General features: G+C 62.4%; 24 protein-coding genes and 1 pseudogene. 14 read left to right on the top strand and 11 right to left on the bottom strand.

All coding sequences use genetic code 11. The features are described 5' to 3' along the window. Positions 1-276 (top strand): annotated as a pseudogene (locus AC01FP_RS05270) (hypothetical protein); the annotation flags it as partial. On the opposite strand, the gene mtnA reads toward AC01FP_RS05270, so the two are convergent. Both mtnA and AC01FP_RS05260 read right to left on the bottom strand, forming a co-directional pair. Continuing rightward, the gene (gene mtnA / locus AC01FP_RS05265) at positions 264-1361 is read right to left on the bottom strand and encodes an S-methyl-5-thioribose-1-phosphate isomerase (protein WP_474478646.1); all 1098 of its coding nucleotides are present in this window, start codon (positions 1359-1361) and stop codon (positions 264-266) included. The pseudogene AC01FP_RS05270 and the gene mtnA sit on opposite strands and share 13 nt — an antisense overlap. A 50-nt stretch (positions 1362-1411) precedes the next feature. Further along, on the bottom strand, positions 1412-1861 hold the full coding sequence (locus tag AC01FP_RS05260; RefSeq protein WP_474478645.1) for a DUF1543 domain-containing protein: 450 nt from the start codon (positions 1859-1861) through the stop codon (positions 1412-1414). A gap of 114 nt (positions 1862-1975) precedes the next feature. On the opposite strand from AC01FP_RS05260, the gene AC01FP_RS05255 reads away from it, so the two are divergent. Further along, complete coding sequence (locus AC01FP_RS05255) at positions 1976-3361, top strand: flavin monoamine oxidase family protein (protein WP_474478643.1); 1386 nt, start codon at positions 1976-1978, stop codon at positions 3359-3361. Here AC01FP_RS05255 and AC01FP_RS05250 read toward each other — a convergent pair. From AC01FP_RS05250 to AC01FP_RS05230, 5 genes are read right to left on the bottom strand one after another with little or no spacing between them, the layout of a single operon-like run. Then, positions 3358-4707, bottom strand: a complete 1350-nt coding sequence (locus AC01FP_RS05250; RefSeq protein WP_474478641.1) for a SufS family cysteine desulfurase — start codon at positions 4705-4707, stop codon at positions 3358-3360. The genes AC01FP_RS05255 and AC01FP_RS05250 overlap by 4 nt on opposite strands. Further along, complete coding sequence (locus tag AC01FP_RS05245) at positions 4704-5801, bottom strand: SufD family Fe-S cluster assembly protein (protein ID WP_474478639.1); 1098 nt, start codon at positions 5799-5801, stop codon at positions 4704-4706. Before AC01FP_RS05245 ends, AC01FP_RS05250 begins: the two co-directional genes overlap by 4 nt. Positions 5802-5815: 14 nt before the next feature. Beyond that, positions 5816-6619, bottom strand: coding sequence for a Fe-S cluster assembly ATPase SufC (gene sufC, locus AC01FP_RS05240; protein ID WP_474478638.1), 804 nt, complete (start codon positions 6617-6619; stop codon positions 5816-5818). 57 nt (positions 6620-6676) lie between these two features. Further along, entirely contained in the window at positions 6677-8116 is a 1440-nt protein-coding gene (gene sufB / locus AC01FP_RS05235; RefSeq protein WP_474478654.1) for a Fe-S cluster assembly protein SufB, read from the bottom strand. A gap of 14 nt (positions 8117-8130) precedes the next feature. Next, entirely contained in the window at positions 8131-8520 is a 390-nt protein-coding gene (locus AC01FP_RS05230; RefSeq protein WP_474478635.1) for a ferredoxin-thioredoxin reductase catalytic domain-containing protein, read from the bottom strand. Between the two features lie 217 nt (positions 8521-8737). On the opposite strand from AC01FP_RS05230, the gene sufR reads away from it, so the two are divergent. The 10 genes from sufR (at position 8738) to AC01FP_RS05180 (ending at position 16555) form a co-directional block, all read left to right on the top strand. Then, positions 8738-9400: an iron-sulfur cluster biosynthesis transcriptional regulator SufR gene (sufR, locus tag AC01FP_RS05225; protein WP_474478653.1), complete on the top strand. Its 663-nt coding sequence runs from the start codon at positions 8738-8740 to the stop codon at positions 9398-9400. Between the two features lie 367 nt (positions 9401-9767). Then, a complete protein-coding gene (locus AC01FP_RS05220) occupies positions 9768-10385 on the top strand; it encodes a phycobiliprotein lyase (RefSeq protein WP_474478652.1) in 618 nt (205 codons plus the stop codon). 91 nt (positions 10386-10476) lie between these two features. After that, positions 10477-11238: a phycobilisome rod-core linker polypeptide gene (locus tag AC01FP_RS05215; RefSeq protein ID WP_474478634.1), complete on the top strand. Its 762-nt coding sequence runs from the start codon at positions 10477-10479 to the stop codon at positions 11236-11238. A gap of 154 nt (positions 11239-11392) precedes the next feature. Beyond that, positions 11393-12463, top strand: coding sequence for a DUF4912 domain-containing protein (locus AC01FP_RS05210; protein ID WP_474478633.1), 1071 nt, complete (start codon positions 11393-11395; stop codon positions 12461-12463). A 14-nt stretch (positions 12464-12477) separates the two neighbouring features. Continuing rightward, complete coding sequence (locus AC01FP_RS05205) at positions 12478-12654, top strand: hypothetical protein (protein ID WP_474478631.1); 177 nt, start codon at positions 12478-12480, stop codon at positions 12652-12654. A 102-nt stretch (positions 12655-12756) separates the two neighbouring features. Further along, positions 12757-14085 carry a phospholipase D-like domain-containing protein gene (locus AC01FP_RS05200; protein WP_474478629.1) on the top strand — a complete coding sequence of 443 codons (1329 nt, stop codon included), beginning with the start codon at positions 12757-12759 and terminating at the stop codon, positions 14083-14085. A 141-nt stretch (positions 14086-14226) separates the two neighbouring features. Further along, positions 14227-14595: a hypothetical protein gene (locus AC01FP_RS05195; protein ID WP_474478628.1), complete on the top strand. Its 369-nt coding sequence runs from the start codon at positions 14227-14229 to the stop codon at positions 14593-14595. A gap of 46 nt (positions 14596-14641) precedes the next feature. Next, on the top strand, positions 14642-14884 hold the full coding sequence (locus AC01FP_RS05190) for a hypothetical protein (RefSeq protein WP_322764846.1): 243 nt from the start codon (positions 14642-14644) through the stop codon (positions 14882-14884). Between the two features lie 8 nt (positions 14885-14892). Next, a complete protein-coding gene (locus AC01FP_RS05185; protein ID WP_474478626.1) occupies positions 14893-16107 on the top strand; it encodes an FAD-dependent monooxygenase in 1215 nt (404 codons plus the stop codon). Positions 16108-16129: 22 nt separating this feature from the next. Continuing rightward, entirely contained in the window at positions 16130-16555 is a 426-nt protein-coding gene (locus AC01FP_RS05180; protein ID WP_474478625.1) for a hypothetical protein, read from the top strand. Here AC01FP_RS05180 and AC01FP_RS05175 read toward each other — a convergent pair. Further along, the gene (locus AC01FP_RS05175) at positions 16538-16888 is read right to left on the bottom strand and encodes a hypothetical protein (RefSeq protein ID WP_474478624.1); all 351 of its coding nucleotides are present in this window, start codon (positions 16886-16888) and stop codon (positions 16538-16540) included. The genes AC01FP_RS05180 and AC01FP_RS05175 overlap by 18 nt on opposite strands. Before the next feature lie 162 nt (positions 16889-17050). On the opposite strand from AC01FP_RS05175, the gene AC01FP_RS05170 reads away from it, so the two are divergent. Further along, on the top strand, positions 17051-18706 hold the full coding sequence (locus tag AC01FP_RS05170) for an alpha-D-glucose phosphate-specific phosphoglucomutase (RefSeq protein WP_474478622.1): 1656 nt from the start codon (positions 17051-17053) through the stop codon (positions 18704-18706). On the opposite strand, the gene AC01FP_RS05165 is transcribed toward AC01FP_RS05170, so the two are convergent. From AC01FP_RS05165 to AC01FP_RS05155, 3 genes are all read right to left on the bottom strand, one after another. After that, on the bottom strand, positions 18703-21972 hold the full coding sequence (locus tag AC01FP_RS05165) for an efflux RND transporter permease subunit (protein WP_474478621.1): 3270 nt from the start codon (positions 21970-21972) through the stop codon (positions 18703-18705). The two genes, AC01FP_RS05170 and AC01FP_RS05165, sit on opposite strands and share 4 nt — an antisense overlap. Before the next feature lie 7 nt (positions 21973-21979). After that, a complete protein-coding gene (locus AC01FP_RS05160; protein ID WP_474478619.1) occupies positions 21980-23023 on the bottom strand; it encodes an efflux RND transporter periplasmic adaptor subunit in 1044 nt (347 codons plus the stop codon). 108 nt (positions 23024-23131) lie between these two features. Continuing rightward, complete coding sequence (locus tag AC01FP_RS05155) at positions 23132-24253, bottom strand: efflux RND transporter periplasmic adaptor subunit (RefSeq protein WP_474478617.1); 1122 nt, start codon at positions 24251-24253, stop codon at positions 23132-23134. 56 nt (positions 24254-24309) lie between these two features. On the opposite strand from AC01FP_RS05155, the gene AC01FP_RS05150 reads away from it, so the two are divergent. Further along, positions 24310-26577 carry an AAA family ATPase gene (locus AC01FP_RS05150; protein ID WP_474478615.1) on the top strand — a complete coding sequence of 756 codons (2268 nt, stop codon included), beginning with the start codon at positions 24310-24312 and terminating at the stop codon, positions 26575-26577. The last annotated feature ends 21 nt before the right edge of the window (positions 26578-26598 follow it).

Raw genomic sequence — 26598 nt, 5'->3', positions numbered from 1 at the left:
CTCTGGATCTGTGAGGCGGCCCACGTGCCCGTGATCTGGGCAACGCAGGTTTTGGAAACCCTGGCCAAGCAGGGAATGCCCTCGCGGGCCGAGATCACCGACGCCGCCATGAGCCACCGTGCTGAATGCGTCATGCTCAACAAGGGCCCGCACATGGTCAGCGCTGTGCAGGTGCTGGACGACATCCTGCGGCGGATGCACGCCCACCAGGCCAAGAAGCAGGCCATGCTGCGGGAATTGCAGCTGGCCCACGCCCTCCAAGCTCAGCCCGCATAAAGCTCCTGCAGCCCAGCCTCCGTGGCCGCGGCCACGCCCCGCTCGGTGATCAGGCCCGTCACCAGCCGCGCCGGTGTCACATCGAAGGCCGGATTGAAGCCGGCGCTACCCGTTGGCGTTAGCTGCACCGTGGTGATCGCCCCATCCGGCGCCCGCCCCTGGATGTGGGTCACCTCCTCAACGCTGCGGGCCTCGATCGGGATCTCGGCCACGCCATCGCCGATCGTCCAGTCGATCGTGGAGGCGGGCAGGGCCACATAAAAGGGCACGCCGTTGTCGTGGGCGGCCAGGGCCTTGAGGTAGGTGCCGATCTTGTTGCACACATCGCCGCGGCGGGTGGTGCGATCGGTGCCCACGATCACCGCATCCACCTGGCCGTGCTGCATCAGGTGGCCGCCGGCGTTGTCCACGATCACGGTGTGGGGCACGCCCTCCTGGCCCAGCTCATAGGCCGTGAGCGAGGCGCCCTGGTTGCGCGGCCGAGTCTCATCCACCCACACGTGAATGTTGAGCCCGGCGCGGTGGGCCTTGTAGATCGGCGCCAGGGCCGTGCCCCAGTCCACCGTGGCCAGCCAGCCGGCGTTGCAGTGGGTGAGCACATTGAACGTGGCGCCGGGCCTGCGGGCCGCCAGCTGCTGGAAGATCGCCAGGCCGTGCTCGCCGATCGCCTCGCCCATGGCCACGTCCTCATCGGCGATGGCGGCGGCCTCCTGCCGGGCCGCCTCGGCGCGCTCGGCAGGAGGCAGCGGTGCCACCAGCGCCCGCACCCGCTCCAGCGCCCAGCGCAGGTTGATCGCCGTGGGCCGGGTGGCATTGAGTTGCTCAAAGGCCGCCGCCAGGGAGGCGTCGGCCGGATCGGCCTGCAGGGCCAGCATCAGCCCGTAGGCGCCCGTCACGCCGATCAGCGGCGCCCCTCGCACCACCATGGTGCGGATCGCCTCTGCCGCCTCAGCGCAGCTGGCCAATGTGCGCGTCGTGAACTGGTGGGGCAGCAGGGTCTGATCGATGACGCCAACCGCGTAGGAGCCCGAGCCCCCGTCCGGCTCCAGCCAGATCGTGCGCCAGGGCTTGCCGTCGATGTTCATGGGGCGGGAAGCGCGAGATCGGCCCTTGATCATCACTGGGGGTGGGCAGCTCAAATCAACCGATAGCCCAACCAATCCGGCACCTGGCTCTGGCGCAGGCCCTCGGGGTGGGGCTCCAGCTGCACATGCCAGCGCTCGCCGCCCAGCAGCTCCAGCTGCTCGATCGCCAGGCAGTCGTCTACGGCCACCAGATCATCCTTGTGCTGCTGCAGGGCGCCGAGCAGCCACTGTCGCTTAGCCACCGCCTTGGCCGCCTGGGGTGAGCGGGCCACCACCAGGCCGAAGTGGTGCAGCTCCGCGAGGGAGTCGGGGCGGTAGGCGCCCAGGTTCACAAACCACAGCCGCTCGGGCCGGGGCGCGGCCGGCTCGCGCCCGAGGCTCACCGCGTAGCCATCCACCGCCCGCACCGCTAGGTAGCTGTCCAGGTGCAGGCCCTCACGCCTCCCGAACCACTGCCGCCGCAACTCTGGAAGCGCCGCATCGATCGTGGCGGCGGCCACGAAGGGCCAGAAACAACTCGGGCCGGCCCGGGCTCTCAGAAATCATCGAAACCCAAACGGCCCTCGCTACCAAAGCTTGCCAATCTGGGCGCAACGCCCCCAGCCGATCAAGCCATGACAAAAAAGGTGGATGTGCTGATCGTGGGCGCCGGGCTCTCGGGCCTGGTGGCTGCCCGCCGGCTGCAAAGCGCCGGCCGCGCTGTGCGGGTGCTGGAAGCCAGGAGCCGGGTGGGCGGGCGCATGCTGAGCAGCACCAGCGCCAACGGCAGCGTCATTGACCTGGGCGGCCAGTGGGGCGGCGCCAGCCACCACCGCTTCGCGGCCCTGCTGGATGAGCTGGCACTTGAGCGCTTTGCCAGCCACTACGGCGACCGCGGCGTCTTCCACTGGCGCGGCAGCAGGGTGGAAGCGCCTCTGGCAAAAGACTTTGCGTCAAGCCATCTCTTTTTCAAACCTGAGAGCCTCGGCTTGACTGCAGCGGAGCTGGAAGCCTTTGAAGACCTGCAGCGGGCCTTCAGGGCCCTGGTGGCCCAGGTGGATCCTCTCCAGCCCTGGCGCACGCCCAATGCCGAGCAGCTCGACCGCCTCACGGTGGCGCAGTGGGCCGAGCGACACACCCCCATCCCCCTGGCCCGCCTGCCCCTCGAGTGGCTCTGCCGCGTGGGCGGCTCCGGCGGCTTTGAACCCTGGGAGACTTCGATCCTGCACCTGGCCTGGACCCAGGCCGTGGCACCCCAGACAGAGAGCCCGGAAGCCTGGCTGGTGCGCGGCGGGGCCGGAGCCGTAGCCCAGCGGCTCGCCTCAGCACTGGAGGCCCAAGCGCCCGGCTGCCTGCGGCTGAACCGGCCCGTGCAGGCCATCGTTCAAGACAGCCACGGCGTTTGCCTGGTGGACAGCAGCGGGGAGCAGCATCACGCCGCCAGCGCCATCGTGGCCATCCCGCCACCGCTGCGGCTAGCGATCCGCTTCGAGCCAGCCCTGAGCGCAGCCCTTAGCGCCCTGCTGCAGCGCTCACCCATGGGAGCAATGACCAAGATTCTGGCCATCTATGCCAGGCCCTTCTGGCGCGAGCAGGGGCTCAACGGCCTGGGGAGCGGCGATCTGCCGTTCCTGGAGCTCACCGCCGACAGCGGACCTCCGGAAGGCCAGCCGGCCGTATTGGCCGGCTTCATTGCTGGCGAGCGCGCCCTGAGGCTTGGCGCCATGCCAGCCCTGCAGCGGCGGCAGCTGGTCATTGACGACCTAGTGGCCTACTGGGGGCCAGAAGCGGCCAAGCCCCTTGAGCTGGTGGAGCACAACTGGAACAAGGAGCCCTGGAGCGGCGGCGCCTTCACCAGCTTCCTAATCCCCGGCACCTGGACGGGCGCGGCCCGGCTAGCAGTTGCCAATCACGGCCGGGTGATCTGGGCGGGCAGCGAGGTTTCCCCGAGATGGCCGGGCTATTTCGAGGGAGCAATCGAAGCCGGTGAACTGGCGGCCGCCACTGCCCTAGCCAACTAACTGTGCTCGCGCAGGAAGGTGATCGTGCCCTCCAGTTCCTCAGCGAAGCGGTCGATCTCTTCCGGGGTGGTTGTGAAGCCCAGGCTGGCTCTGGCTGAGCCGGTGAGGCCGTAGAGGCGGTGCAGGGGCTGGGTGCAGTGGTGGCCGCTGCGAATGCAGATGCCGGCCGAATCCAGCAGGGCGGCGATGTCGTTGGCGTGCAGGCCATCCACCGTGAAGGCCGCCAGGGCACCGCGATCGGGTTGCTGCTCTGGCGTAGGACCCAAGATGCGTACCCCCTCGATCGCCTGGAGACGCGCAAACAGCTGGCGGGTGAGCTGCTGCTCCCAGGCGTGGATGCGCTCGAGCCCAATGGCACTGAGGTAGTCGAGAGCAGCGCCCATACCGATCGCCTCACCGATGGCCGGGGTGCCCGCCTCAAATTTGTGCGGCAACTCGGCCCAGCTGCTGTGATCGAGATAAACGTCCTGAATCATCTCGCCGCCACCCAGGAAGGGGGGCATGGCCTCCAGCAGGGCCTCGCGGGCCCAGAGGAAGCCCATGCCGGTGGGGCCGCAGAGCTTGTGGGAACTGCCCACCAGGAAGTCGGCGCCGAGGGTCGCCACATTCAGCGGCAGGTGGGGCAGGCTTTGGCAGGCGTCCACCAGCACCAAAGCGCCGGCGGCGTGGGCCAGAGCCGCCACCTGCTCGATCGGATTGAGGCAGCCGAGGGTGTTGCTTACCTGCACCAGGCTCACGAGCTTGGTGCGCTCATTGATCTGGCCGCGCAGATCCTCCAGATCCAGCTCACCGCTCTTAGTGAGGCCGGCATGGCGCAGCACGCAGCCGGTGCGCTGGGCCAGCAGCTGCCAGGGCACCAGGTTGGAGTGGTGCTCCATCACCGTGAGCAACACCTCATCACCGGGGCCCAAGTTGGCCTCACCCCAGCTGCGGGCCACCAAGTTGATCGCCTCGCTGGCATTGCGAGTAAACACGATCTCCCTCGCATTTGCCGCACCTATAAAAGTGGCCGTTTTGCTGCGAGCGGCCTCAAAGCCCTCGGTGGCGCGAGCACTGAGCTGGTGGGCGCCGCGATGCACGTTGGCATTGTCGTGGCCGTAATAGTGCTGCAGGGCCGCCAGCACCTGGCGCGGCTTCTGGCTAGTGGCGGCGTAATCCAGGTAGATAAGCGGCTGGCCAAGGCAGGCCGTTTGGGTCAGCAGGGGGAAATCGGGCCGGGTGAGAGCGGCAAGATTCGGCGCGACCACCTTGGGGCTGGGCGGGGTTGCGGGGGTGTTTGCTGAGGTGGTTGCTGCAGTAGTTGCTGCGGTGGTTGTGGTGGTGGTGGTGGTGGTGGTGGTTGTCATGGATGCTCCCGCAGCAGCAGCTTTAGCGGATTCAGGGCAGCGGCCGCCGCGGGGAGCTCGCGCAACACCTCCTCGCAGTAGCCCCGCAACAGCAACCGTGAGGCTTGTTCAGCGCCAATACCCCGGCTCTGTAGATAAAAAAGCTCGTTCTGCTGCAGCCGACTAATGGTGGCGCCGTGGGCGCACTTGACATCGTCCGCGACGATTTCGAGCTCTGGTTTGGTATCCACTCGGGCCCGATCGGAGAGCAGCAGGCTGCGGCTGAGCTGGGCGGCGTTGGTTTGCTGGGCGCTGCGCGGCACCCGCACGGCCCCGTTGAACACGCTGCGTCCGGCCCCATCAGCTACAACCTTGTGGAGCTGGTCGAGCTGCCCATCGGGGCCTTCAAAACGCACTTGGCTGTGGGTGTCGGCCAACTCTTGGCCATCCACCAGCTGCAGGGCCCGCAGCCGGGTCTGGGCCGCTCCCTCCAGCTGGCTGATGCAAGGCTCGAGCCGGCTGAGGGCCCAACCCCCAACCGCGGTGGTGAGCTGGAGGGAGCTGGCGGGGGCCTGGCTGATCGACAAGTGGCTGAGCAGGCTGGCGCGGGCATCGCCAGGCGCCAGCAACCCCAGATTGAGCTGGGCGCCGCGGCCAAGCTGGGCCACCGCTAGCAAGCTGGTGGCATTGGGGCCACTGGAGCCGTGCTGGATCAGCAGCTCCAAGCTGGCGCCCTCCTCAAGCACGAGCACCAGCTGCAATGCCAGCAACCCCGGCGCCGCACCGGCGTCACAATTCAATTGCAGCGGACCAGTCGCTCCAGCCACCCGCAAAGCCAGACAGCGGGGCGAAGCGCCTTGATTTAGCCGCACCGACCAAGCATCGCTGCCGCCTGTGGCTTTGAGCACCTGCTGCTGCAACCCCTGCACCTGATCAGCTCCGATGCGGCTAATGCCAGCGGGCAAGCTGAGTTGGGCGAATGGATCGACACCACTCCAGAGCTCGGGCGCCAAGGCCTCTAGGGCAGCCAGGCCTGTGAATCGCCACTCCTCCTGACTTCGGCCCGGCAGGGGCACGCCAGCAAGCTGGGTGAGCCAATCAACAGTATTTGGCATAACCGCAGCTGGCATCACAGCACCTCCGCAGGTTCCCGGCTCAGGCTGGCCAGCTCCTGATCGACCCATTCGTAACCAGTGCGCTCAAGCTCCAAGGCCAGCTCCTTGCCTCCGGTGCGCAGGATCTGGCCAGCCGCCATCACATGGACGTAATCGGGGGTGATCAGATCCAGCAAGCGCTGGTAGTGGGTGATCAGCAAGGTGGCATTGTCCGAGCCAGCGAGTTGATTGACCCCATCAGCCACGATGCGTAGGGCGTCGATATCAAGACCAGAATCGGTTTCATCGAGGATTGCCACTAGTGGCTCAAGTAGCGCCATCTGCAAGATCTCGTTGCGCTTTTTTTCGCCGCCGGAGAAGCCTTCGTTGACACTGCGATCTAAGAAGGCCGGATCCATCTGCACCACCTTGAGGCGCTCGCGCACGAGGTCTTCGAAGGCAAAGGTGTCCAGCTCCTCCTCACCCCTTTGAGCGCGGCGGGCGTTAGTGGAAACCCGTAGGAATTCAAGGTTGCTAACCCCCGGGATCTCCACCGGATATTGAAATCCCAGAAACAAGCCCAGGCGAGAGCGCTGCTCTGGCGCTAGCTCAAGTAGGTCTGCGCCCATATAGGAAACCGATCCGGCTGTGACCGTATAGGCGGGATGGCCAGCCAGCACTTTGGAAAGGGTGCTTTTGCCGCTGCCATTACGACCCATCACTGCATGGATTTCACCAGCACGTATCGTGAGGTTGACCCCCTTAAGGATTGGCTGCTCCTCAACCCGCGCGTGCAGATCACAAATTTCGAGCAATACCGGGGCGTCTGGGCGAATCACAGCAGGTAAGGAAAGGCGGGGAAGGGGGATCGGACAGATTGAACAGATCGGCGCGGCTTAGCCCACGGATCCCTCGAGCTTGAGGGCAAGCAATTTGTCTGCCTCAGCAGCAAACTCCATAGGCAACTGATTAAATACGTCGCGGCAAAAACCGCTGACCATCATCGAAACAGCCTCTTCAAAACCAATGCCTCGGCTTTGCAGGTAAAAGAGTTGATCTGCGGAGATGCGGCAAGTACTTGCCTCATGCTCCACCGCAGCATCCGGTTGCTGAGAGCGGATATAGGGATAGGTATTGGCGCCTGCTTGATCACCAATCAACATCGAATCACATTGGCTGTAATTCTTAGCTCCTACAGCTTTAGGGCCAATCTGCACAAGACCGCGATAGCTATTAGATGAATGGCCGGCGCTGATGCCCTTGCTCACAATGGTTGAACGGGTCCTAGGACCAACGTGAATCATCTTGGTACCAGTATCAGCCTGCTGGTAGTTATTAGTGAGGGCGACCGAATAAAACTCCCCCACCGAATCAGCACCCTGCAACACACAACTGGGATACTTCCAGGTAATTGCCGATCCAGTTTCCACCTGAGTCCAGCTGATCCGGCTGCGGTCGCCTCGGCATTGACCACGCTTGGTGACGAAGTTATAAATACCACCTACGCCATGCTCGTCCCCGGCATACCAGTTCTGAACCGTGGAGTATTTAATAGAAGCATCATCGAGCACCACCAACTCCACAACTGCTGCATGGAGCTGATTGGTATCAAACATCGGGGCCGTGCACCCCTCTAAATAACTAACAGAAGCGCCCTCTTCAGCAATGATCAAAGTGCGCTCAAATTGACCCGTGTCGGCAGAATTGATCCGGAAGTATGTTGACAACTCCATTGGGCAAGTTACGCCCTTGGGAATGAAAACAAAAGAACCATCACTGAAAACCGCCGAATTCAGGGCAGCAAAATAGTTATCGTTACTGGGCACTACCGTACCAAGATATTTTTCCACCAAGCCTGGATACTCCTTAACCGCCTCACTGATAGAGCAGAAAACCACTCCATGTTCCGCCAGCTTTTCCCGATAGGTGGTGGCGATAGAGACGCTGTCAAAAACTGCGTCAACCGCCACATTGGATAGGCGCTTTTGCTCGCTTAAGGGAATACCAAGCTTTTCAAATGTTTCCAGAAGCTTCGGATCAACTTCGTCAAGGCTTGCCTTTTTCTCCTGCTGCTTAGGAGCTGCGTAGTAAATAATATTTTGGTAGTCAATCGGCGGGTATCCCAGGGTCGCCCAGTCCGGTGACTGCATTTGCAGCCATTGGCGATAGGCTCGCAACCGAAAAGCCAATAAAAACTCAGGCTCGTTTTTTTTAGAGGAGATCAGACGCACAACGTCTTCACTAAGACCTTTGGCGATCTTTTCAGTTTCAATATCAGTAACGAAACCGTGTTTATACGGCTGCGATACAAGATCGCCAACAGTTGCAGTGCTCATCGCGGTCAACCGACTCAGCCGGCAGTAAGGGCTTTAACTTCGTCTAGGGAAATCGTCTGCTGATCACAGCGGAAAGCATTGTCTTCCGTGAGAAACAGCATGCAGTGGCACTCTTTACGCTCCCGCATGGGCACGCAGGGGCAATTCCAAAAAGCTTGGGAAACCTCTGCCTGCTTGTCTTCGTAGTGACGGCAAGGACATAGGGCCCCGCCCAGTTCGTCTTTGTGCTTGGCCAAGCCTGCCAGCACAACGGCTGTCACACCTGGATCGCTACAAAAGTAGGTGCCGGTGCGCTGCGCGTAGGTTTCTGCAAATTTTCTGATCACCTCCAGGCTGTCGGAGTGAACGGGCGCAGCAGCTGCTGCGGGGCTCTCAGCGGTCGAACTGGCCGGAGTGTCGGACATGGCTCGAAAGAAAAAGTGATCAGGAGGCGTTAGTTAACAGCGCCGTGGAATGCGCCGCCAAAGGAAGCCAACCGCGGATTAGCCAGCCGGCCATTACGAAACTACAAGGTTTCGTTACTGCTTGAGCCTAAGACACCAGGACCGGCGGCGGGGCTCTATCCCCAACAATCGTCCAGGCGTGGCATGGTGACCACACCCGGCCCCCGCCGTCAGAGCCATTCCCCAGATCACTCGCCAGCAAGCCGATCCGGCATCCACCCGGGATACGGTCCTCAACCTGCTGCTTCGGCACGGCGAGGCCACAGCAGGCGCCCTGGCCGCTCAGCTGTCAATGTCCGTTCAAGTGGTGCGCCGCCATCTGCGGAGCCTTGAAGACGATGGCCTGGTCGAGGCAAGTCCGACGGCTGAGGGCCCTGGCAGGCCCAGCAATCACTGGCGCCTTACTGCCAAGGGCCATGGCCAGTTTCCCGATGGCAGCGACCATTTCGCCCTCGGCCTGCTGCAATCTCTGGCTGGCAACCTGCCGCCAGAAACCCTGCATCTATTGCTGGAACAACAAGCCACTCAGCAGGCGGATGCCTACCGCACCCGTATCGGCACTGGCACGCTTGAGGAGCGACTCGAACAGCTTGTGGAACTGCGCCGCCAGGAGGGCTACTTGGCGGAATGTTCCCAAGACGAAGGCAACCCTCGGGCCTGGATGCTCAGTGAATTTCACTGCTCAGTGATTCGCATCGCCGAGCAATTTCCTTGCGTCTGCGACCAAGAGCTGCAGCTAATTCGCCACACCTTTCCCGACTGCCAGGTTGATCGGGTGCAGTGGCGCCTGGAGAAGGGTCACTCTTGCGGCTTTCGCCTGTTGCATAGCCGTGACGACTGAAGCGCCGCCACCCCAGGCCCAAAGTCCGCTGACCCCAGCGGAACTAGCGGAGCTAGAGGCCACACCGCTGCCAGCCTTGGAGCGGCACCACCTGCGCCTTCTGGCCCATAGCCTGCGCAGCCTGCAGGCTGTAGCAGCCCACCAGCCAGCAGGGGCCCTCCCAGACCATGAAGCTATGCGCACCTGGGCTAGCCAGCAGCCCGCGCTGGCTGAAGACCCCTGTTTCCAGGCAGTTCTGGTGGAGCAATTAGAGGCGGCGGGCAGGCAGCTGCAGCAACTGGCCACCACCCTGGGCCGGTCACCATTGGCCCTAGAGCTGGGTGACCTCATCGCGGCTTGCGATCATCGCCCCAGCCCCAGCACGCCAGTGAGCGAAAGACAACCCGAGTCGATTGCCGACGCCCTCAGCTTTTTCCGTCTTAGCTGCGGCCGCTGGCGCTCCCAGCGCAGCAGCCATCACCTGCTGCACCGCCGAGCTGAGGCGGGAGGCTCCTTCATCGAGGTGGTGGAGATTGACGCCGCCGACCCGCGCCTGATCGCCATCGCCGAGCTCCATGGGCAGAACCCTGCGGGCCTCGTTGGGGGCTGCCGAGTGACCTGGAACGCTTCGATGGCTTGGGACAAGGCCGGAGAAGCCCACGAAGGCGAGAGCGTTTTTGGCCTGATCCCCACCGATGAGCACGGCAGAGCCGGTCTACTGCTACGCGACCGCGGCTACGCCGAAACTGCCCCCGTGGCGGGACATTTCGCCATGGACGACCGCGATGGGCTGCTGCTCACCACTGGCTACGAAACCATGGCCAGCCTCGAGCGCTTCAGCTTTGCCGGACCCAATGTGCGACTGCGCACCAGCACGGTGGAGGGCCTCTCCAACACCGCCTCATTCTGCGTCGAAACTCGGCTGCTAGACAGCCCGCAGCCTGGGGCCAAAACCCCAGCCCAAGAGCCCGTTTCCGAGCAGCCCCTGTCTCCCCTGGGATGGTGACGAACGTTACGGACTGTGAGCCCTGTCTCCGTCAACTGAACCCTGCCGCAGCCGCACTTCTACGATCCGCAACGACTGATGATGAAGTCGTGTGGCCCTGCCCCTCCTGAAATACGCGCCCACCACCCAAAACTCGCGGGTGGCTCCGCTGCGGGTGGGCTCGGATGAGGACCCCAAAGCCATGTCCATGGACAGGGCTATGGATCCCAAAGACCTAAATCTGCTCATTGAGTCGTGTTATCGACAGATTTTCTTTTATGCCTTCAAGGTCGACCGCAACTTGACATTGGAGAGCCAGCTGCGCAACGGCCAAATGAGTGTGCGGGATTTCATTCGCTCCCTTTGTCTCTCGGACACCTTCACGCGCAGCTTCTACAACCTGAACAGCAACTATCGGGTGGTGCGCCACCTGGTGGAAAAACTGCTTGGTCGACCCACCCACGGCAGGTCTGAAGAGATTGCCTGGGCGGCTGTGCTAATGACCCGTGGGGTCCGCGGCATGGTCGACGACATCCTTAACGGCCAGGAATATCTGGACGCCTTCGGCTACGACACCGTCCCCTATCACCGCAACCGCGTAGTGGGCTCACGGGATCTGGGCGAAACCCCCTTCAACCTCACCACCCCGAGGTACGAGGCCTATTACCGCGGCATCTTGGGCTTCCCCCAGGTTGTGTACACCGGCACTGCCAAAACGATCCCCGCTCGCTCGCGGCAGCGCCGCGGTGGCTTCCCCGAGGACTACCTACCCTGGGTGCGCAATCTGCCTGCAATGCGCAGTCAAGGCGGTGCATCTGGCAGCGTCAGCATGGACTATCTGTCCAAGGTTCCGTATCGCAGCATCGCCCGCTGAAGCCAGTCTCCAACTAAATACCAGGCGGCCCGAAGCCCGCCTTTTCTGATGGGCCATCAGCACAGAGGCCGTCAGCATCTACTGACGGCTCCGGATGGAGCTACCCCGGCCAAGAGAAACTCGTCCACACTGATCCCAAAAGAAATCTGTCATTGTGACTCAGGCACTCACCGCTTTGGCACGCATGACCCTGCGTCAGCTGCGCCAAGTCGCCAGCGACCTTGGGGTGAGCCTTTACAGCCGCAAGTCCAAGGATGAACTCCTAACCGCTATCAGCGATCACAAGGACGAGGACATTCCACCCAATCTCAAGGAAATAGAAGCCAAGCTGCCACCGGCTTATCGTCCCAGTTCAGCCAACACCAGCGTCGTATTTCTGCCCCGGGATCCCCAATGGGCCTATGTTTTTTGGGATATTTCCGAAACAGATCGCGCCGCTGCTCTAGCAGCAAATGCCTCCCAGCTCTGCCTGCGCGTCGCCGATGTCACAGGCCTTACCGGTGGTTCTGCCCACCCCCACACCCTGCAGGAGGTGGTAGTTGACAGCCATGCCACAGAGTGGTACCTCCCTGTACCCCTTTGCGATCGCGATTACCGAGTTGAACTCGGCTACCGCAAGGGCAGCAGCGGTTGGATTTCCCTAGCCTTCTCTTCGGTGGCACGGGTTCCTGCCCTACACCCAAGCGAGCAGATACTCGATCAATTCGTGCCCTTCTCGCTAGACACGGCACCAGCAATTCTGCCGACGCCGGTGGAGCCAGCTGATGCTGGACTACACGAGCGCCTGTACCAAACCGCCACAGCCCGCTGGCGCCGCCTTGGTCGGGGCTCTGAGGCATTCCATGAGCTGGAGGCGGCCGGCTTGGTCACCAGTGAATTAAACGGATCCGGCGTCGGCATCTGGGCCAGTGGCCGCAACTCCTCCGGCATCGGCGGGGTCGCTTCCCGTCAGCGCGCCTTCTGGCTGGTTGCTGATGCTGAGCTGATTGTGTACGGCGCCACCGATCCGGCTGCCCGCCTGACCATTGGCGGAGAAGAGGTGCCACTTTCTGCCGATGGCACCTTCAGAGTCCAAGTGCCGTTTCGCGATGGTCAGCAGCAATATCCAATCGAAGCAGTAGCCGCCGATAGTGAGCAGAAGCGCAACATCACCCTGGAATTCAGCCGTTCAACCCCTGAGGACAACAGCAACCCAGCCGAGATGGCCGTGAGCGAATGGTTCTAAATCGCGCCCTGGCATTGAAACGCTCTGCCGTGGCCCTGACGCCGATGGCTGGAGCCCTGGCTTTTCCGCTGATCGTGCCGGTTGTATTGATGCGCTTCGGCCTGCCAGCTGCCATGCTCAGCGCCGTTTTGATTGGCACTGCGTGGTTTGTAGTGATGCTGCGCACCGCCGAGATGCCTGGCCACCACTGAGGCCTGCCTAGCTCACAGGCGCCGTGGGAACTCTGAGCTCAACCGCTCGGAGTCGCCATAGCCAACCCTTTGCCGCGCCACCCCTTCGCCTGGGCAAGCCTTGTGGCCTTGACTATTGCTGGCTGCAGCGCAGACGCCCAGCTACTTGGCCAGTCCGCCCGGCCCAAGCCCCTGCCCGAGGGGATCGAACTGGCCTTCAACCACGCCGAAACCAGCCGTTACCGCAGCCCGATCAACGGCCAATGGCGGCAAGGCGACGACCTCGAAGCCTTTGTGCTGGCCAGCATTCAGTCGGCGCGGCGGGAAATCCTGGTGGCAGTGCAAGAGCTGTCCCTGCCCAAGCTGGCTGAAGCGCTGGCGGCTAAGCACCGCGAAGGTCTGACGGTGAAGGTGGTGCTGGAAAACACCTACAGCACTCCCTGGAGCGAAGAGCACCCGGCCGACCTGGCAGCGCACCAACGCACCCGCCACGAGCAGCTCAAGGCGCTCGGCTGGGGCGACGCGGTAGCGATCCTGCAGCGGGCCGGCGTGCCCATGATCGATGACACCGCCGATGGCAGCGCCGGCAGTGGCCTGATGCACCACAAGTTCATGGTGGTGGACCGGGCCGTGGTGGTAACGGGATCAGCCAATTTCACCCCCTCCTGCATCCACGGCGATCCAGGCGCCGACCGCGGCCGCGGCAACGTCAACCACTTGCTGCGTCTGCGCAGCCGTGAGCTAGCCAGCACTTTTGTGGCCGAGTTTGAGCGGATGTGGGGCGACGGCCCCGGTGGCCAGCCCGACAGCCGCTTTGGGCTGGGTAAGGGCGGCGGGGCTCCCCAGCAGCTGCTGGTAGGGCAAACGCCGGTGACGGTGCTGTTCTCCCCCCACCGCCGCAGAGATCCCAACCAGGGCCTGCTGGTGTTGGAGAAGCTAATCGCAGGCACCCGCAAGCAACTCGATATGGCCCTGTTCGTGTTCTCGGATCAAGGCCTGGCAAATGCGATGGAGGACCTGCAGCAGCGGGGCGTCAGCATCCGGCTACTGGCCGATCCCGGTTTCGCCAACCGATCCTTCAGCGAAGTGCTCGATCTACTCGGCACCAAGCTCCCCGACCACCGCTGCGGCCTGGAGGCGGCGAACCGTCCCTGGCAGCGCCCCTTAGAGAGTGTCGGCACACCACGGCTGGCCAGGGGCGACAAGCTCCACCACAAACTGGCCGTGATCGATCACCGCATCGTGGTCACTGGCTCCTTCAACTGGAGCCCCAGCGCCGCCCATCAAAACGACGAAACCCTGCTGGTGATCGACTCTCCCCAGCTCGCCGAACACTTCACCGCTGAAATCAACCGGCTCTGGAAGGGCGCCGAGCTCGGCATCACCCCCCGGCTGCAACGCAAACAGGAACGGCAGCGGAATCGATGCGGCAGTGGGGTTCAGCGCAGCTAAACAGAGCTGGACACAGTGATGCCAGCCACACCACTGGTGCCGGCATAAGCACCAAACACCACATCTGGTGATCAGCCCCTACGCTCTTTTCACAGCAAACACCCCGGGGAATCGAGCAGCACCATGCCAAAAACCGGCAGCTTGGCCAAAACCGGAAGCTTAATTAAATCCCTAGCCGGCTCCTTAATCCTGCCCGCCGAGGAAACAACCCCAGCCGCGCCGGTGGTTTACACCACGGCCATTCGCAGCGAGGGCAGCCTCAGCGAGTCCATAGCAGGGATCAGCGTGCTGGCCAACCAGCTCGGTTTTACCCACGCCCCGGAAACCCTCTACGCCATTGACGGACTAAGCGCAGCTTTCCACGCCGACCACGGCGCCAGGGCGGTGAGCCTGGCGGTGGAATGCAATCCGCGGCAGCAGACCGTTTCGCTGGCGGTTAGCGGGCTCGACCACCAAGACACCTTCGAAACCTTCCACCAGGTGTCCAGCACCTTGTTTGGCGACTGCTGATCTTCGGGAACGCCCCTACGCTGAATCTCTCCCTTATCTCGCGGCCATGGATTCCCAGCCGGCCTCCCGCAACACCTCAGCCACCTTGGATGCCATCCAGCTGATGCTGCGCGACCTCCACACCCGGCACGATGAAATTCGCCACCGGGCCGCATTCCGCGGCTGCACCAACGAACTGCTGGCCGTGCAGCAGGAGCTGGTGGAGTACCTGCTCAGCAAGAAAAGCCAGTTGATGGGCCATGTCGACCCGGTGAGCGGCGGCACTCGCAACTACAACTCCTTCGTTTGAGTGGCCCCTTGAGCCACCGCTCCAAGGTGGTGGTAGTAGGTGCCGGACCGGCGGGCGCCAGCCTGGCCCTGCTGCTGGCCCGTGGCGGTGTGGCCGTAACCCTGGTGGAGGCCGGCACCAGCCTGGAGCGTCAATTCCGCGGTGAGGCGCTGATGCCCTCAGGGCTAGAGGCCCTGGAGGCCATGGGGCTACTGGAGCTGCTTCCAGACCTGCCCCACCGTCCCCTGGAGGGATGGCGCTTCGTGGTGAATGGCCAGGAGCTATTCACCGCCACCGAGCCCCTCGGCGGCGATCCCAGCCGGCCCTGCACCCTGGTGAGCCAGCCGGCCCTGCTCGAGGCCCTGCTGAAACTGGCCGGCACCTACCCCTCCTTTGCGATTGAGCGGGGGCAACCGGTGGTCGACCTGCTCTGGCAGCAGGAGCGGCTGGCGGGGGTGCAACTGCGCGATGGCCGTCAGCTGCCTGCCGACCTTGTCGTCGGCTGCGATGGCCGGGGCTCCCTGGTGCGCCAGAAGGCAGGGCTAGCGCTGCGGAGCAGCCCCAGCCCCATCGACCTGCTCTGGTTCCAACTGGCCAGTCCCGCAGCCTCGCCCTTGGCTGGCTGCTTCACCACCCTGGTGGGTCCCGAGGGGGTTTTCAGCGCTTTCGAAAGCGCCAGCGGCGGCTTGCAGCTGGGCTGGGTTGTGGGCAAGTCAAAAGCCACACCCGAGCTCAGCCGAGAGGGCTGGATCGAGCGGATGGCAGCCTCAAGTACGCCGCAGCTGGCGGCCTGGCTACGGCAGTGGCGCGGCGGATTGGGGGCGCCCAGCCGGCTGACGGTGCAGGTGGGGCTAGCGGAGCGCTGGTGCCAACCGGGCCTGCTGCTGCTTGGCGATGCGGCCCACCCGATGGGACCGGTGCGCGCCCAGGGCATCAACATGGCCCTGCGTGATGGCTGGGTCGCCGCCACACGCTTATTGCCGTTGCTGAGCAGCGCCTGCAGAGGCGCTGCCCTTGATGGGGTGGCGGCCCAAATTGAGGCGGAGCGGCGGCCCGAGATCACCGATATGCAAACCCTGCAGGCCGCTGAAGCCGCCCGGGGAGAGCAGTTGCGGCAGCAGGGTTGGTTGCGGGGGGCTCTGGCGATCGCCGCCCCCCTGGTGGGCCCGGCAATCGCTGCCCACTGGAGCCAGCAGCAACAACCGCTGCGCCAGGGGCTGGCCCAGCTGCCAGGACCGCCATGATGGAGGCGACCCCGGTGGAACCATGGCCGCGCCTCGGATTGATACCGCACTTGCCCTTGGCCTGATCGCCCTGCTGGCTGCCCCCCTGCAGGCAGCCCCCAAGGATCCGCCCTATCCCTCTATGGAGCTGTTCCGCGAGCTACAGCTTCTTACCTTCGCCTGCGGGCGAGACAACACAGTTGAAGCCTGCAGCAAGGCAAGCACCATGGCCGATCCGCTGCTGGATCATCCCCGTCTCGGCGCCAACTGCAAGGACGCCATCTGGACGATCCGCGAACGGGCCAAACCAGCTGCCACCAATACTTTTGAGCGGCGCGAAACTCTCAACCGAGCCGGCCAAGACCTGATCCCCTTCTGTAAGCAGCAGACACGCTCGGTCGTCCCGAGCAAAACCGACAGCAAACCCCAGGAGAAAAAGGGTGGATTTGGCCTAATTCCGGGTTCCTGATCCTGATCCCGGCTGGCTCTCGATCAGGTACAGCACTTGGCGGGCAGTGCTGTCCATAAACGGCAGCGACCAGCCGAGCTGCACCACCGCCTGATCGGCCAGGGCACAAAGACCATCCTTCTGACCGGCAACTTCACAGCTGGCAGACAGGCCCAGCAAGGCATTAGTGAGCTTGCCGAGCAGGCAGGTTTCCTTGCCGCGGCGATGAATCACGGCTTCAGCTGCCAAACGACTGCGCTGTACCGCCTCCCCCAAAGGGAGGGCGCGGGCTCCCCCCATCACTGCCGCCCGGCCGGCTCCTGTGGCCGCCAGGGAGTTAGCCGATAGTGCCAAACCAGCCAAGCAAACCACTCTCCAAATGCGCCCGCTGACAAACCTGCTTTGCAGCACTAAGCCTCTCCCCATGCAACTGCCTTCCCTTGGAAGCTAGTCAGTTCTGGGAGGGTGACAAGCCAGGGCTAATTTGGTGCCCCAGCGCCCCTGTGGATTCGGCCGATGACCAGCAGTAATCCCGTGAGCATTCGGCAGATTTCCCTGGCCCAGCCTTTCAGCGACCAGAAGCCCGGCACCTCCGGTCTGCGCAAAAGCAGCCGCCAATTCCAGACCCCCCACTACCTAGAGAGCTTCATCGAGGCGAGCCTGCAGGTGCTGCCCGGCGTAGCCGGCGGCACCTTGGTGGTGGGAGGTGACGGTCGCTATGGCAACCGCGAAGCCATCAGCGTGATCGCCCGCATGGCCGCAGCCCATGGCGTGGCCCGGCTGATCACCACCACCGGCGGCATCCTCTCCACTCCGGCCGCCTCCCATCTGATCCGCCAACACGGCGCCGTGGGCGGGGTGATCCTCTCGGCCAGCCATAACCCCGGCGGCCCCGATGGCGATTTCGGCGTCAAGATCAACGGCGCCAACGGCGGCCCCACGCCGGAATCGATCACCGACGCCATCTACGCCGCCACCCTGAAGCTGGAGGGCTACCGGATCTGCGCAGGCGGCAGCGATCTCGACCTCTCGGTCCCTGGCCGCAGCAGCATCGGCGAGCTGCAGGTTGAGGTGATCGATGGCGTCGACGACTACGTGGCGCTGATGCAGCGCCTGTTCGACTTCGACCAGATCGGCGATCTGCTGCGGGGCGACTTCCCGATGGCCTTCGACGCCATGCACGCGGTGACCGGCCCCTATGCCAGCCGCATCTTCGAAGAAATGCTGGGGGCACCCGCGGGCACGGTGCGCAACGGCATCCCCCTGGAAGATTTCGGCGGCGGCCACCCCGATCCCAACCTCACCTACGCCCACGACCTGGCCGAGCTGCTGCTGGGCAGCGATGCATACAAGTTCGGGGCCGCCTGCGATGGCGACGGCGACCGCAACATGGTGCTGGGGACGCGCTGCTTCGTGAATCCCAGCGACAGCCTGGCGGTGCTCACCGCCAATGCCACCCTGGCACCAGGCTATGCCGATGGCCTAGCCGGCGTAGCCCGCTCGATGCCTACCAGCGCCGCCGCCGATGTGGTGGCAAAGGAGCTTGGTCTGGCCTGCTACGAAACGCCGACGGGCTGGAAATTCTTCGGCAACCTGCTTGATGCTGGCCGCATCACCCTTTGCGGTGAGGAGAGCTTCGGCACGGGTTCCAACCACATCCGCGAGAAGGACGGCCTCTGGGCGGTGCTTTTCTGGCTGCAGATCCTGGCCCAGCGGCGGGAGCCGGTGAGCCGGATCATGGCGGAGCACTGGAGCCGTTTCGGCCGGCACTACTACTCACGCCACGACTATGAGGCGATCCCCTCCGAAGCCGCCCACACCCTCTACGCGCGGGTCAAGACCATGCAGCCCGAGTTAGTGGGCCAGGCCTTCGCTGGCCGCAGCGTCGCCACCGCAGACGACTTCGCCTACACCGACCCGGTGGATGGCTCCCTAACCACCGGCCAGGGACTGCGAATGCTGCTCGATGACGGCAGCCGAGTGGTGTTGCGCCTATCGGGCACTGGCACCCAGGGGGCAACCCTACGGGTGTATCTCGAGAGCTATGTGCCACCCAGCGGAAACCTCAGCCAGGATCCCCAAATGGCCCTAGGCGAGTTGATCACAGCTATCGATCAGCTGGCAGAGATACGCGGCCGCACCGGCATGGAGCGGCCAACGGTAATCACCTAAGCGGTTGGCTCAGGTGTGGCTTCAGGAAACCAACGAGCCTCCAAGTTTTTGATCAACACATAGAAAGGGGGCACAACGCCAAGCGAAAGCACTGTGGCAACAAGCAGCCCCCCAAATATCACCGTGCCCAGGGATTGCTGACTATTTGCACCAGCGGTGGTGGCCACCACAAGGGGCAGGAAGCCCGCCAGAGAGGCGATTGCGGTCATCAGAATTGGCCTCATCCGAGACTCGGCAGCAGAAATGGCCGCTTGTGTAAAGCTCATGCCATTGGCAACGTGTTGCTCAGCAACCTCAACAATCAAAATACCATTCTTGGCAGCCAAGCCGATCAAGGTAACAAGACCCACCTGGGCATAAATGTTTAAATCGATGGAGCGGAGCGCCAAGAACACCAGGGCGCCGAGCATGGCTAACGGCACCGTCATCAAAATAATGACTGGGGTTATGTAGCTCTCGTACTGGGCAGAGAGCACCAAGTAGACAATCAAGATGCCCAAACCAAACACCAGCACGCTTGCACTTCCCGCCGACAACTGCAGGGCAGCGAGACCGGTGAAGGCGTAGCCAATGTTGTTGAAATCAAGTTGCCTAAAGATCTGCTGAATTGCCACCAAGGCTTGGCCAGAACTCTTGCCAACAGCCTCAGCGCCCTGTATCAAAATTGTGCGATATAGGTTGAAGTGACTAATCACTGGAGGAGCACTGGTGAGTTCGGATGAGGCAAACTCACTGACTTGCACCAGCTTGTTATCGCGGTTACGCACGTAGTAACTGAGCACATCTTCAAGGGTGCTGCGACCGGAAGCCTCTGACTGCACATAGATATTACGCACCTGGCCATTTTCATAGGTCAAGCCTGAATAATTTCCACCTGCGAGCACGGCAATCGTCTGCATCGCCTGCTGGAAATCGATGTTCAGAGCGCCCATAATCGAGCGATCAATTTTCAGTCCAAATGCTGGGGCGCTGGGAATGAACTGGGTATAAAGAGTTGAAAACTGACCAGATGCTGTTCCTGCGGCCACAAGCTTCTGAGCTAGGTCATCAAGCTGGTTGAAACTGTATGCGCCATTACTCAAATCATTGAACTGGAAGTAGAAACCACCCTGGGCCGAGAAGCCAGGAATCGCCGGCGGCTGGGCTGCCACTGCTAGACCACTACTGAGCTTGGATAGTTTGTCGTTTAGTCGCGCCACGATTGCTGGAGCTTTGTGATCGGCACCACTGCGCTCCTCAAGGGGCTTAAGGCCAAAGAAGAAAACGCCTTGATCAGGGCTCGAACCATTGAAGCCATAACCGCTCACCACCGAAGCTGCAATTACATCTGGCTCTTGCTTGAGAATTTTTGCCACCTCAAGACCAGTCTTCTGGGTCAAACTGAGGGAAGCACCGTTCTGCAACTGGAAGATTCCCACACCATAACCTTGGTCTTCTTCAGGAATAAAGGCGGAGGGCAGGGCCGAGAAAGCAAGAGCTGTGAGCACAATGCCGCCAGCGAGGCCAGCAACAACATATTTACGCTTGCGAATCAAAACCTCAAGCAAGCGGGCGTAACTGCTCTGCAACCAGGCAAAAAACCGATTGAATTGCTCAAAAATTGAGGCCAGCTTGCTGCCCGCCAAGCCGAACACCAGAATGCCAAAGACGTATGAACCAACTCCAAAGGAAGCGGCGCTGAATCTGCCGAACGCAAGTCCCACCAGCACACCACCAGCGGTCCAGCCCCAACCTTGCGGTTTAGGGGGCTGTTCAGACCTGAGAATCAACGCCGACATCATGGGCGAGAAGGTGAGGGCATTGAAGGTGGAAATTGCTATGGAGAAGGCGATTGTTAGTGCAAATTGCTTATAGATGATGCCAATCCCGCCGGGGTAAAAAGCCACTGGCACAAATACCGCCATCAGCACCAGTGATGTAGCGATCAGAGCACCAATCAGCTCGCCCATACAGGCCATGGCCGCCTTGCGCGGACTCATGCCGCTCTCCAGATTTTTAGAGACCGCCTCGATCACAACGATCGCGTCATCTACCACCAGGCCAGTAGCAAGCACCAAGCCCAGCAATGTCAGCTGGTTTATGGAAAAACCAAAAGCCTTGATGAAGGCGAAAGTGCCGATAAGTGAAATCGGGATCGCCAAACTTGGCACCACAGTTGCGCGCCAGTTCTGCAGAAACAGAAATAGAATCACTAGCACCAGCACAATTGCCAGGCCAAGGGCATCCGTTACCCCTTCAACTGCAGACTCAATAAATTGACCAATGTTGTAAATCTGAGTGACCACGATTCCCGGTGGAGCTGCCTGGGTGAATTGATTCATCACCGCCACTACAGCTTCCGATACATCTAGAGCATTGCTCTCTGGAGTTTGGAACACCGCAACGGTGATAGACGGAAACCCGTCAAAACTCACCGCCTGCTGAGCAAAGGTATTAAACCCGTAGGTAGCCTGGCCCACATCGCGGAGCCGTAGCAAATTGCCCTGGGGTGACTTACCAACTATCAGGTCATTGAGCTGATCTACCGACATCAAGTTGCCGTTGTCAGCCACCAAAATTGGGTAGGCAAACAGCTGATCACCCCCCGCAGGTGGCCCACCGACCAAACCGCCGATGGCAATGCTGTTTTGACTCTTGACAGCATTGACGATCTGATCAGCAGTTAGCTGGTTGGCATTGAGCTTGCTTGGATCAACAAACAGCCAGAAGGCAGGATTACTACCTCCCAGCAAGTTCACCTGAGCAACACCAGGGACCCGCTCAAGCTGGTAGTAAAGCTCCTCAAAAATCAAGCCATTGATATAGGAGGCGTCATATTGCCCCTGGCTAGACGTGACCTGATAGGCAAGCAAAATCGATGGGGTGCTTTGCATCACTGACACACCAGTGGCCGACACCTGCTGAGGCAACTGAGGCATGGCCAGGGAAACGCGGTTTTGAACGTTTACCTGGTCGATATTGATATCGGTGTCTTCGTTGAAGAAAACCTGAATGATGCTCTGACCAGTGTTTGAGGTGGTTGACGAGATGTAAGCAGCGCCCGGCACGCCGTTGATCTGTTGCTCGAGTGGATTGGTAACGGCCTGTTCCGTCACTATGGAATTAGCACCGCCGTAATTGGACGTCACCTGAATGAGCGGTGGCGCAATATTCGGTAGGTTTTCAATTGGCAGGCTGGGAATCGCAATGATTCCCATCAGAACGATCAGGATGCTGCAAACGGTCGTAAGGACAGGCCGCTTGATGAAATTATCGGAGAGTGACATAGCCTTCTCAGTTGCTTCCGCTCGAGAGCTTCACTGGCATGCCTGTACGCAACAGCGCCGTATTGGAAACCACAACCTTTTCTCCTTTCTGCAGGCCGGAGACCAGCGGATAGCGATTGCCCTCCAGCTCCCCCAGCTGCACTGGGGTTTGCACCACGATCGGAGTTGTAGGCGGCAGGGCTTCAAGCTTCTGTTTCTGTGCCTCGGGAATCTGGGTGGAGGCGCGGATCTTGGCGAGCACCTGACTGAGTTGCAGCACCCGATAAACAAAAGGCTGTTGGACCTGCATCATTACTGCCTGCACTGGCACGGAAAGCTGGCGGGTGTTGCCGGTAATAATCCGATTGCGCACATACTGACCTGTTTTGAGCTGGCCGGTTGGGTTAGGGAAGGAGGCCTTGACCAGCACCGTGTTTGGCGAAGAACTACTGCCACTCACTCCGTAGTACGGGGAAATAAACACCACCTTCCCCGTCGCCGACAGGGGAGGGTTGCCCTGAGTTACCAGCTGCACGGATTGGCCAAGCGCCACCCTTGATGAACGGGTGGCGGGCACATCCATCAAGGTCCAAAGATTTGTGTTGTCGACAATGCCAGTGATCGCCTGTCCCTGGTTCACGTAATCGCCCAACTTCACAGTATCGAGATCGCCGATCTCGCCGCTGATCGGTGCCGTCACGAATTTGTAGCCCAAGGTGGCTGCATTGGCGCGCACCTGATCGCGGCTTTGAATCGCCTGGGTGACGTAAAAGTCGCGATCTTTGGTGGATACCGCTCCCTGCTCGTTCAAAAAGATATAACGCTCCGCGTTAACCAGGTTCTTACGGGCCTCGGCCTTGCTGGCATCCAGGCTTGCCGATTGCTGCACGTTGTCGAGCACCAAAATCGGCTGGCCCGCCTTCACCCGCTGGCCCTGGGTCGCCAGGATCTTCACCACCCGCCCATCAACCTCAGGGCGCAGTGCCACATCACTTGTGGAGCTGAGCTGGCTGATCACCTCAATCGAGGGGCTGAAATCAGCCTCGCCGATTGCCTCGACCTGCACTACCAACGGTGGCCGGGAGGCCTGCTTAGTGGCACACCCCCCTGCGCACAGCAGGCCTAGAAGGGAGGAAACCGCAACCGCTCTGTTCACATCCACTGAGCACCGAAACGCAAGTTACCGGACCACTCCCTTTTTAGCCTGCCGCGCCAGTTGCACCGGGGCGCCGTGGCGCAGATTGAGCAAGCCAGCGGTAATTAGTCGATCGCCTCCCTGCGCGCCGCGCTGCAGTGGATAGAAGGTTCCCTGCAGATCACCCAGCTGCACCGGAGTTTGCAAGGCAAACAGGGTGCCGCTCGGCAACCGGCGCAGCTCGGCGATGGGGGCCTTGCCTGGCTGCCGCTCCAGCTCAGCCAAGCTGCCTACTAAAAAGACAAATGACTGGCCCGCCAACCGGGTCACCGCGGTGAAGGGAACGGCCAACTCCTGGCGCCGATCCAGCAGCAGCCGCGTGCGACTGCGCTGGCCGTTACGCAGGCTGCCCCTTGGGTTAGCAAACGACGCCTTCACCAGCAGCGTCTGGCTTGGGGCGCTCACCCCCGGATCCACCGAGATCACCGGGCCCTCCGCCAGGGGCTGGGAGCTGGAGGCGGCCAGCAGCAGCACCCGCTGGCCCGGCCGAACACGATCGGCGTAGATGGCTGGCACATCGATGCGGGCCAGGAGATTGTCGTTACGGATCAAGCGGGTAATCGGCACGCCCGCGGCAATCACATCGCCCTGCTTGACGCGCAAATCGGCCACCGTGCCGCTGATCGGCGCCCGCAGATCCTTGAAGGCGAGGTCGGCCTCCTTAGCCACCAGGGCTTCGCGGGCAGCGATGTAGGCCTGGCGAAATTCATCCCGCTGCAGGGCACTGGCAGCACCTTGACGGGCCAGATCCTGATAGCGCTGGTAGTTGAGTCGGTTGGTCTGCATCTGAGCGCGCAGGCTGGCCACCTCAGCCCTTAGCTGGGCCTGGTCGAGCACCAGCAGCAGCTGGCCCTGACGCACCCGATCTCCCTGACGCACCAACAACCGCTGAATACGGCCCCCCGCCTGGGCCGCCAGATCCACCTCCTCCTCTGCCTCCAGGGTGCTAACGGTGTCAAAACTGGCTTGAAATTCGGCGGTTTCCAGGCGCTGGCTCTGCACCACAGGTATCCGGGGGGCTGGCTGGCGCTCCTGATGACAGCCCACAACCAGGGCAGAGGCCATCGCCGCGAGAATCACAAGAGGGGAAATAACAGGGCGGTGCATGGCTGTGATGGTGGATCGGGCGCGCCGCGTGGCCGGAGCGTATCGCCGGCGGGCCGATGATGGCCTCAGAACGGCGCTGCGGCGACCTCGTGAGCGACCTGTTCAGCCATCAACGCGACATCACCCTGGCCCGGGTAGCGCCCCTCGCCGACCGGCTGCGCCCCCGCAACCTTGATGACTTCGTGGGTCAGGAGTCGATCCTCGGCGTAGGACGCCTGCTACGCCGCGCCATCGCTGCCGATCGAGTCGGCAACCTGATCCTGCACGGCCCGCCTGGGGTAGGCAAAACCACCCTGGCCCGGATCATTGCTGGCAGCACCAGGGCCCACTTCAGCAGCCTCAACGCCGTACTTGCCGGCGTCAAGGATCTGCGGGCCGAGGTGGACGCGGCCCAGCAACGCCTGGCGCACCATGGCCTGCGCACCACCCTGTTCATCGATGAGGTGCACCGTTTCAACAGCGCCCAACAGGACGCCCTGCTGCCCTGGGTGGAAAACGGCACGGTGAATCTGATCGGAGCCACCACCGAAAACCCCTATTTCGAAGTCAACAAAGCCCTGGTAAGCCGTTCGCGGTTGTTTCGCCTGCAACCGCTTGAGCCAGCACACCTGCGCCAGCTGCTGGAGCGGGCCCTGCGAGACCCCGAGGTGGGCTACGGCGAACGCTCCATCCTCGTGACCCTCGAGGCCGCCGACCACCTGGTTGATGTGGCCGGCGGCGATGCCCGCAGCCTGCTGAATGCCCTGGAGCTGGCTGTGGAGACCACTCCTCCTGGAGCTGATGGCTGCATCAGGATCGATCTGACCATCGCCGAGGAGTCGATTCAGCAGCGGGCGGTGCTCTACGACAAGCAGGGGGATGCCCATTTCGACACGATCAGCGCCTTCATTAAATCGTTGCGCGGTTCCGATCCCGATGCGGCCCTTTTCTGGTTGGCCCGCATGGTGGAGGCGGGCGAAAATCCGCGCTTTATCTTCCGCCGCATGTTGATCGCCGCTGGCGAAGACATCGGCCTAGCCGATCCCCAGGCCGTGGTGGTGGTGGAAGCCTGCGCGGCCAGCTTCGAGCGAGTGGGCTTACCGGAGGGGCTCTACCCACTGGCCCAGGCAGCTCTTTATTTGGCGGGAGCGGAGAAGAGCAACAGCGTGCTGGGTTTCTTCGATGCCCTCAAAAGCGTGCGCAGCGCCAACCGTCAGCAGGTGCCAGCCCACCTGCGCGACGCCAACCGTGATGGCCAGGCTTTTGGCGATGGAGTGGGCTACCGCTACCCCCATGCCTACGCGGAGCACTGGGTAGCCCAGCAGTACTTACCTGGCGCACTTCAAGGTGAGATCTTCTGGCAACCGGGCAGCCTGGGCTGGGAGGGCCAGAGGCGCGAGCGCCTGCAACAGCGGCGGGCCGCCCAGCTGGCGGCTGCCGCTGAGATGGCGGCGGATCAGGGCGACGTGCTTAGCAGCAGTCCGGAGGATCCCCAGCTGGAGCGCTGGCTGCAGCGGCAAGCCGCCGCCGAGGGAGAACGACTCGACACCCTGAGACGTCGGTTCTGGGATGGGGTGGTCTGGCGGCGCCACGACCGGGTGCTGGTGCTGGAGGCGAGGTCGTTGCTATGGGCCCTAGATCCCTTGGCCGCTACGCCCGAGGGCGGGGTAGTGATCACGGTGGCCCAGGCCTCCGACCGGGAGCGGCTGCAGGCCCAGCTGAAGGTGCTCGACAGCCTGCGCCAGCCCCAGCTGCTGCTGGTGCCTCCCCAAACCCCTGCCGCCCTTAGCTCCCAGCTCGAACCACAACTCGCACTTGACTCCGGGGCCCGCTTCGACTGGGTGATAGCGCGGCAACCCTGGCAGGGCCTCAGCGCCGAACAAATCGAGGCCTGGATCGGCCAGGCAGGGGCGCTGCTGGGCGACACCGGCCAATGGCGCCTGCTGTTCAGCACTCCCCAACTCGGACCAGCAGCAGGGCTGCAGGCCCTGATCGGCACGGCAGAACCCTCCCTGCAAACCTTGCTGGAGGAGCTAACTCACCTGGAGGGGCAGCGGCTGATCCAGGCCCAGAGCACCGCCCTGATCAGCCAACGCAGCTTGATCGCTGCGGGGTGGCAAGTGCAGCAGGAGCAGTGGCGGGAGTCGCTCCAACTCGAGCTGACGGCCGAGCTGATCGAACGCTGGCTGGCCCCGGCCAGCCCCTATCTCGAAGCGATGGCCGCGCTCCGGGGCAAGCCCCTAGCCATTGAGACAGTGCAAAGCCTGCGAGAAGCATTTAGCCGCCTGCAAGGACAGCCCCTGCCCCAGGCCCTTGAGCACACCTTGATAAAGCCCCGGCGCTAGCCGGGGCAGCTGGGGTGGTGA

This window comes from Cyanobium sp. NIVA-CYA 375, from assembly GCF_056108345.1.
Note: the sequence above shows the minus strand (reverse complement) of the source record. Positions and strands in the feature narration are given on the sequence as shown.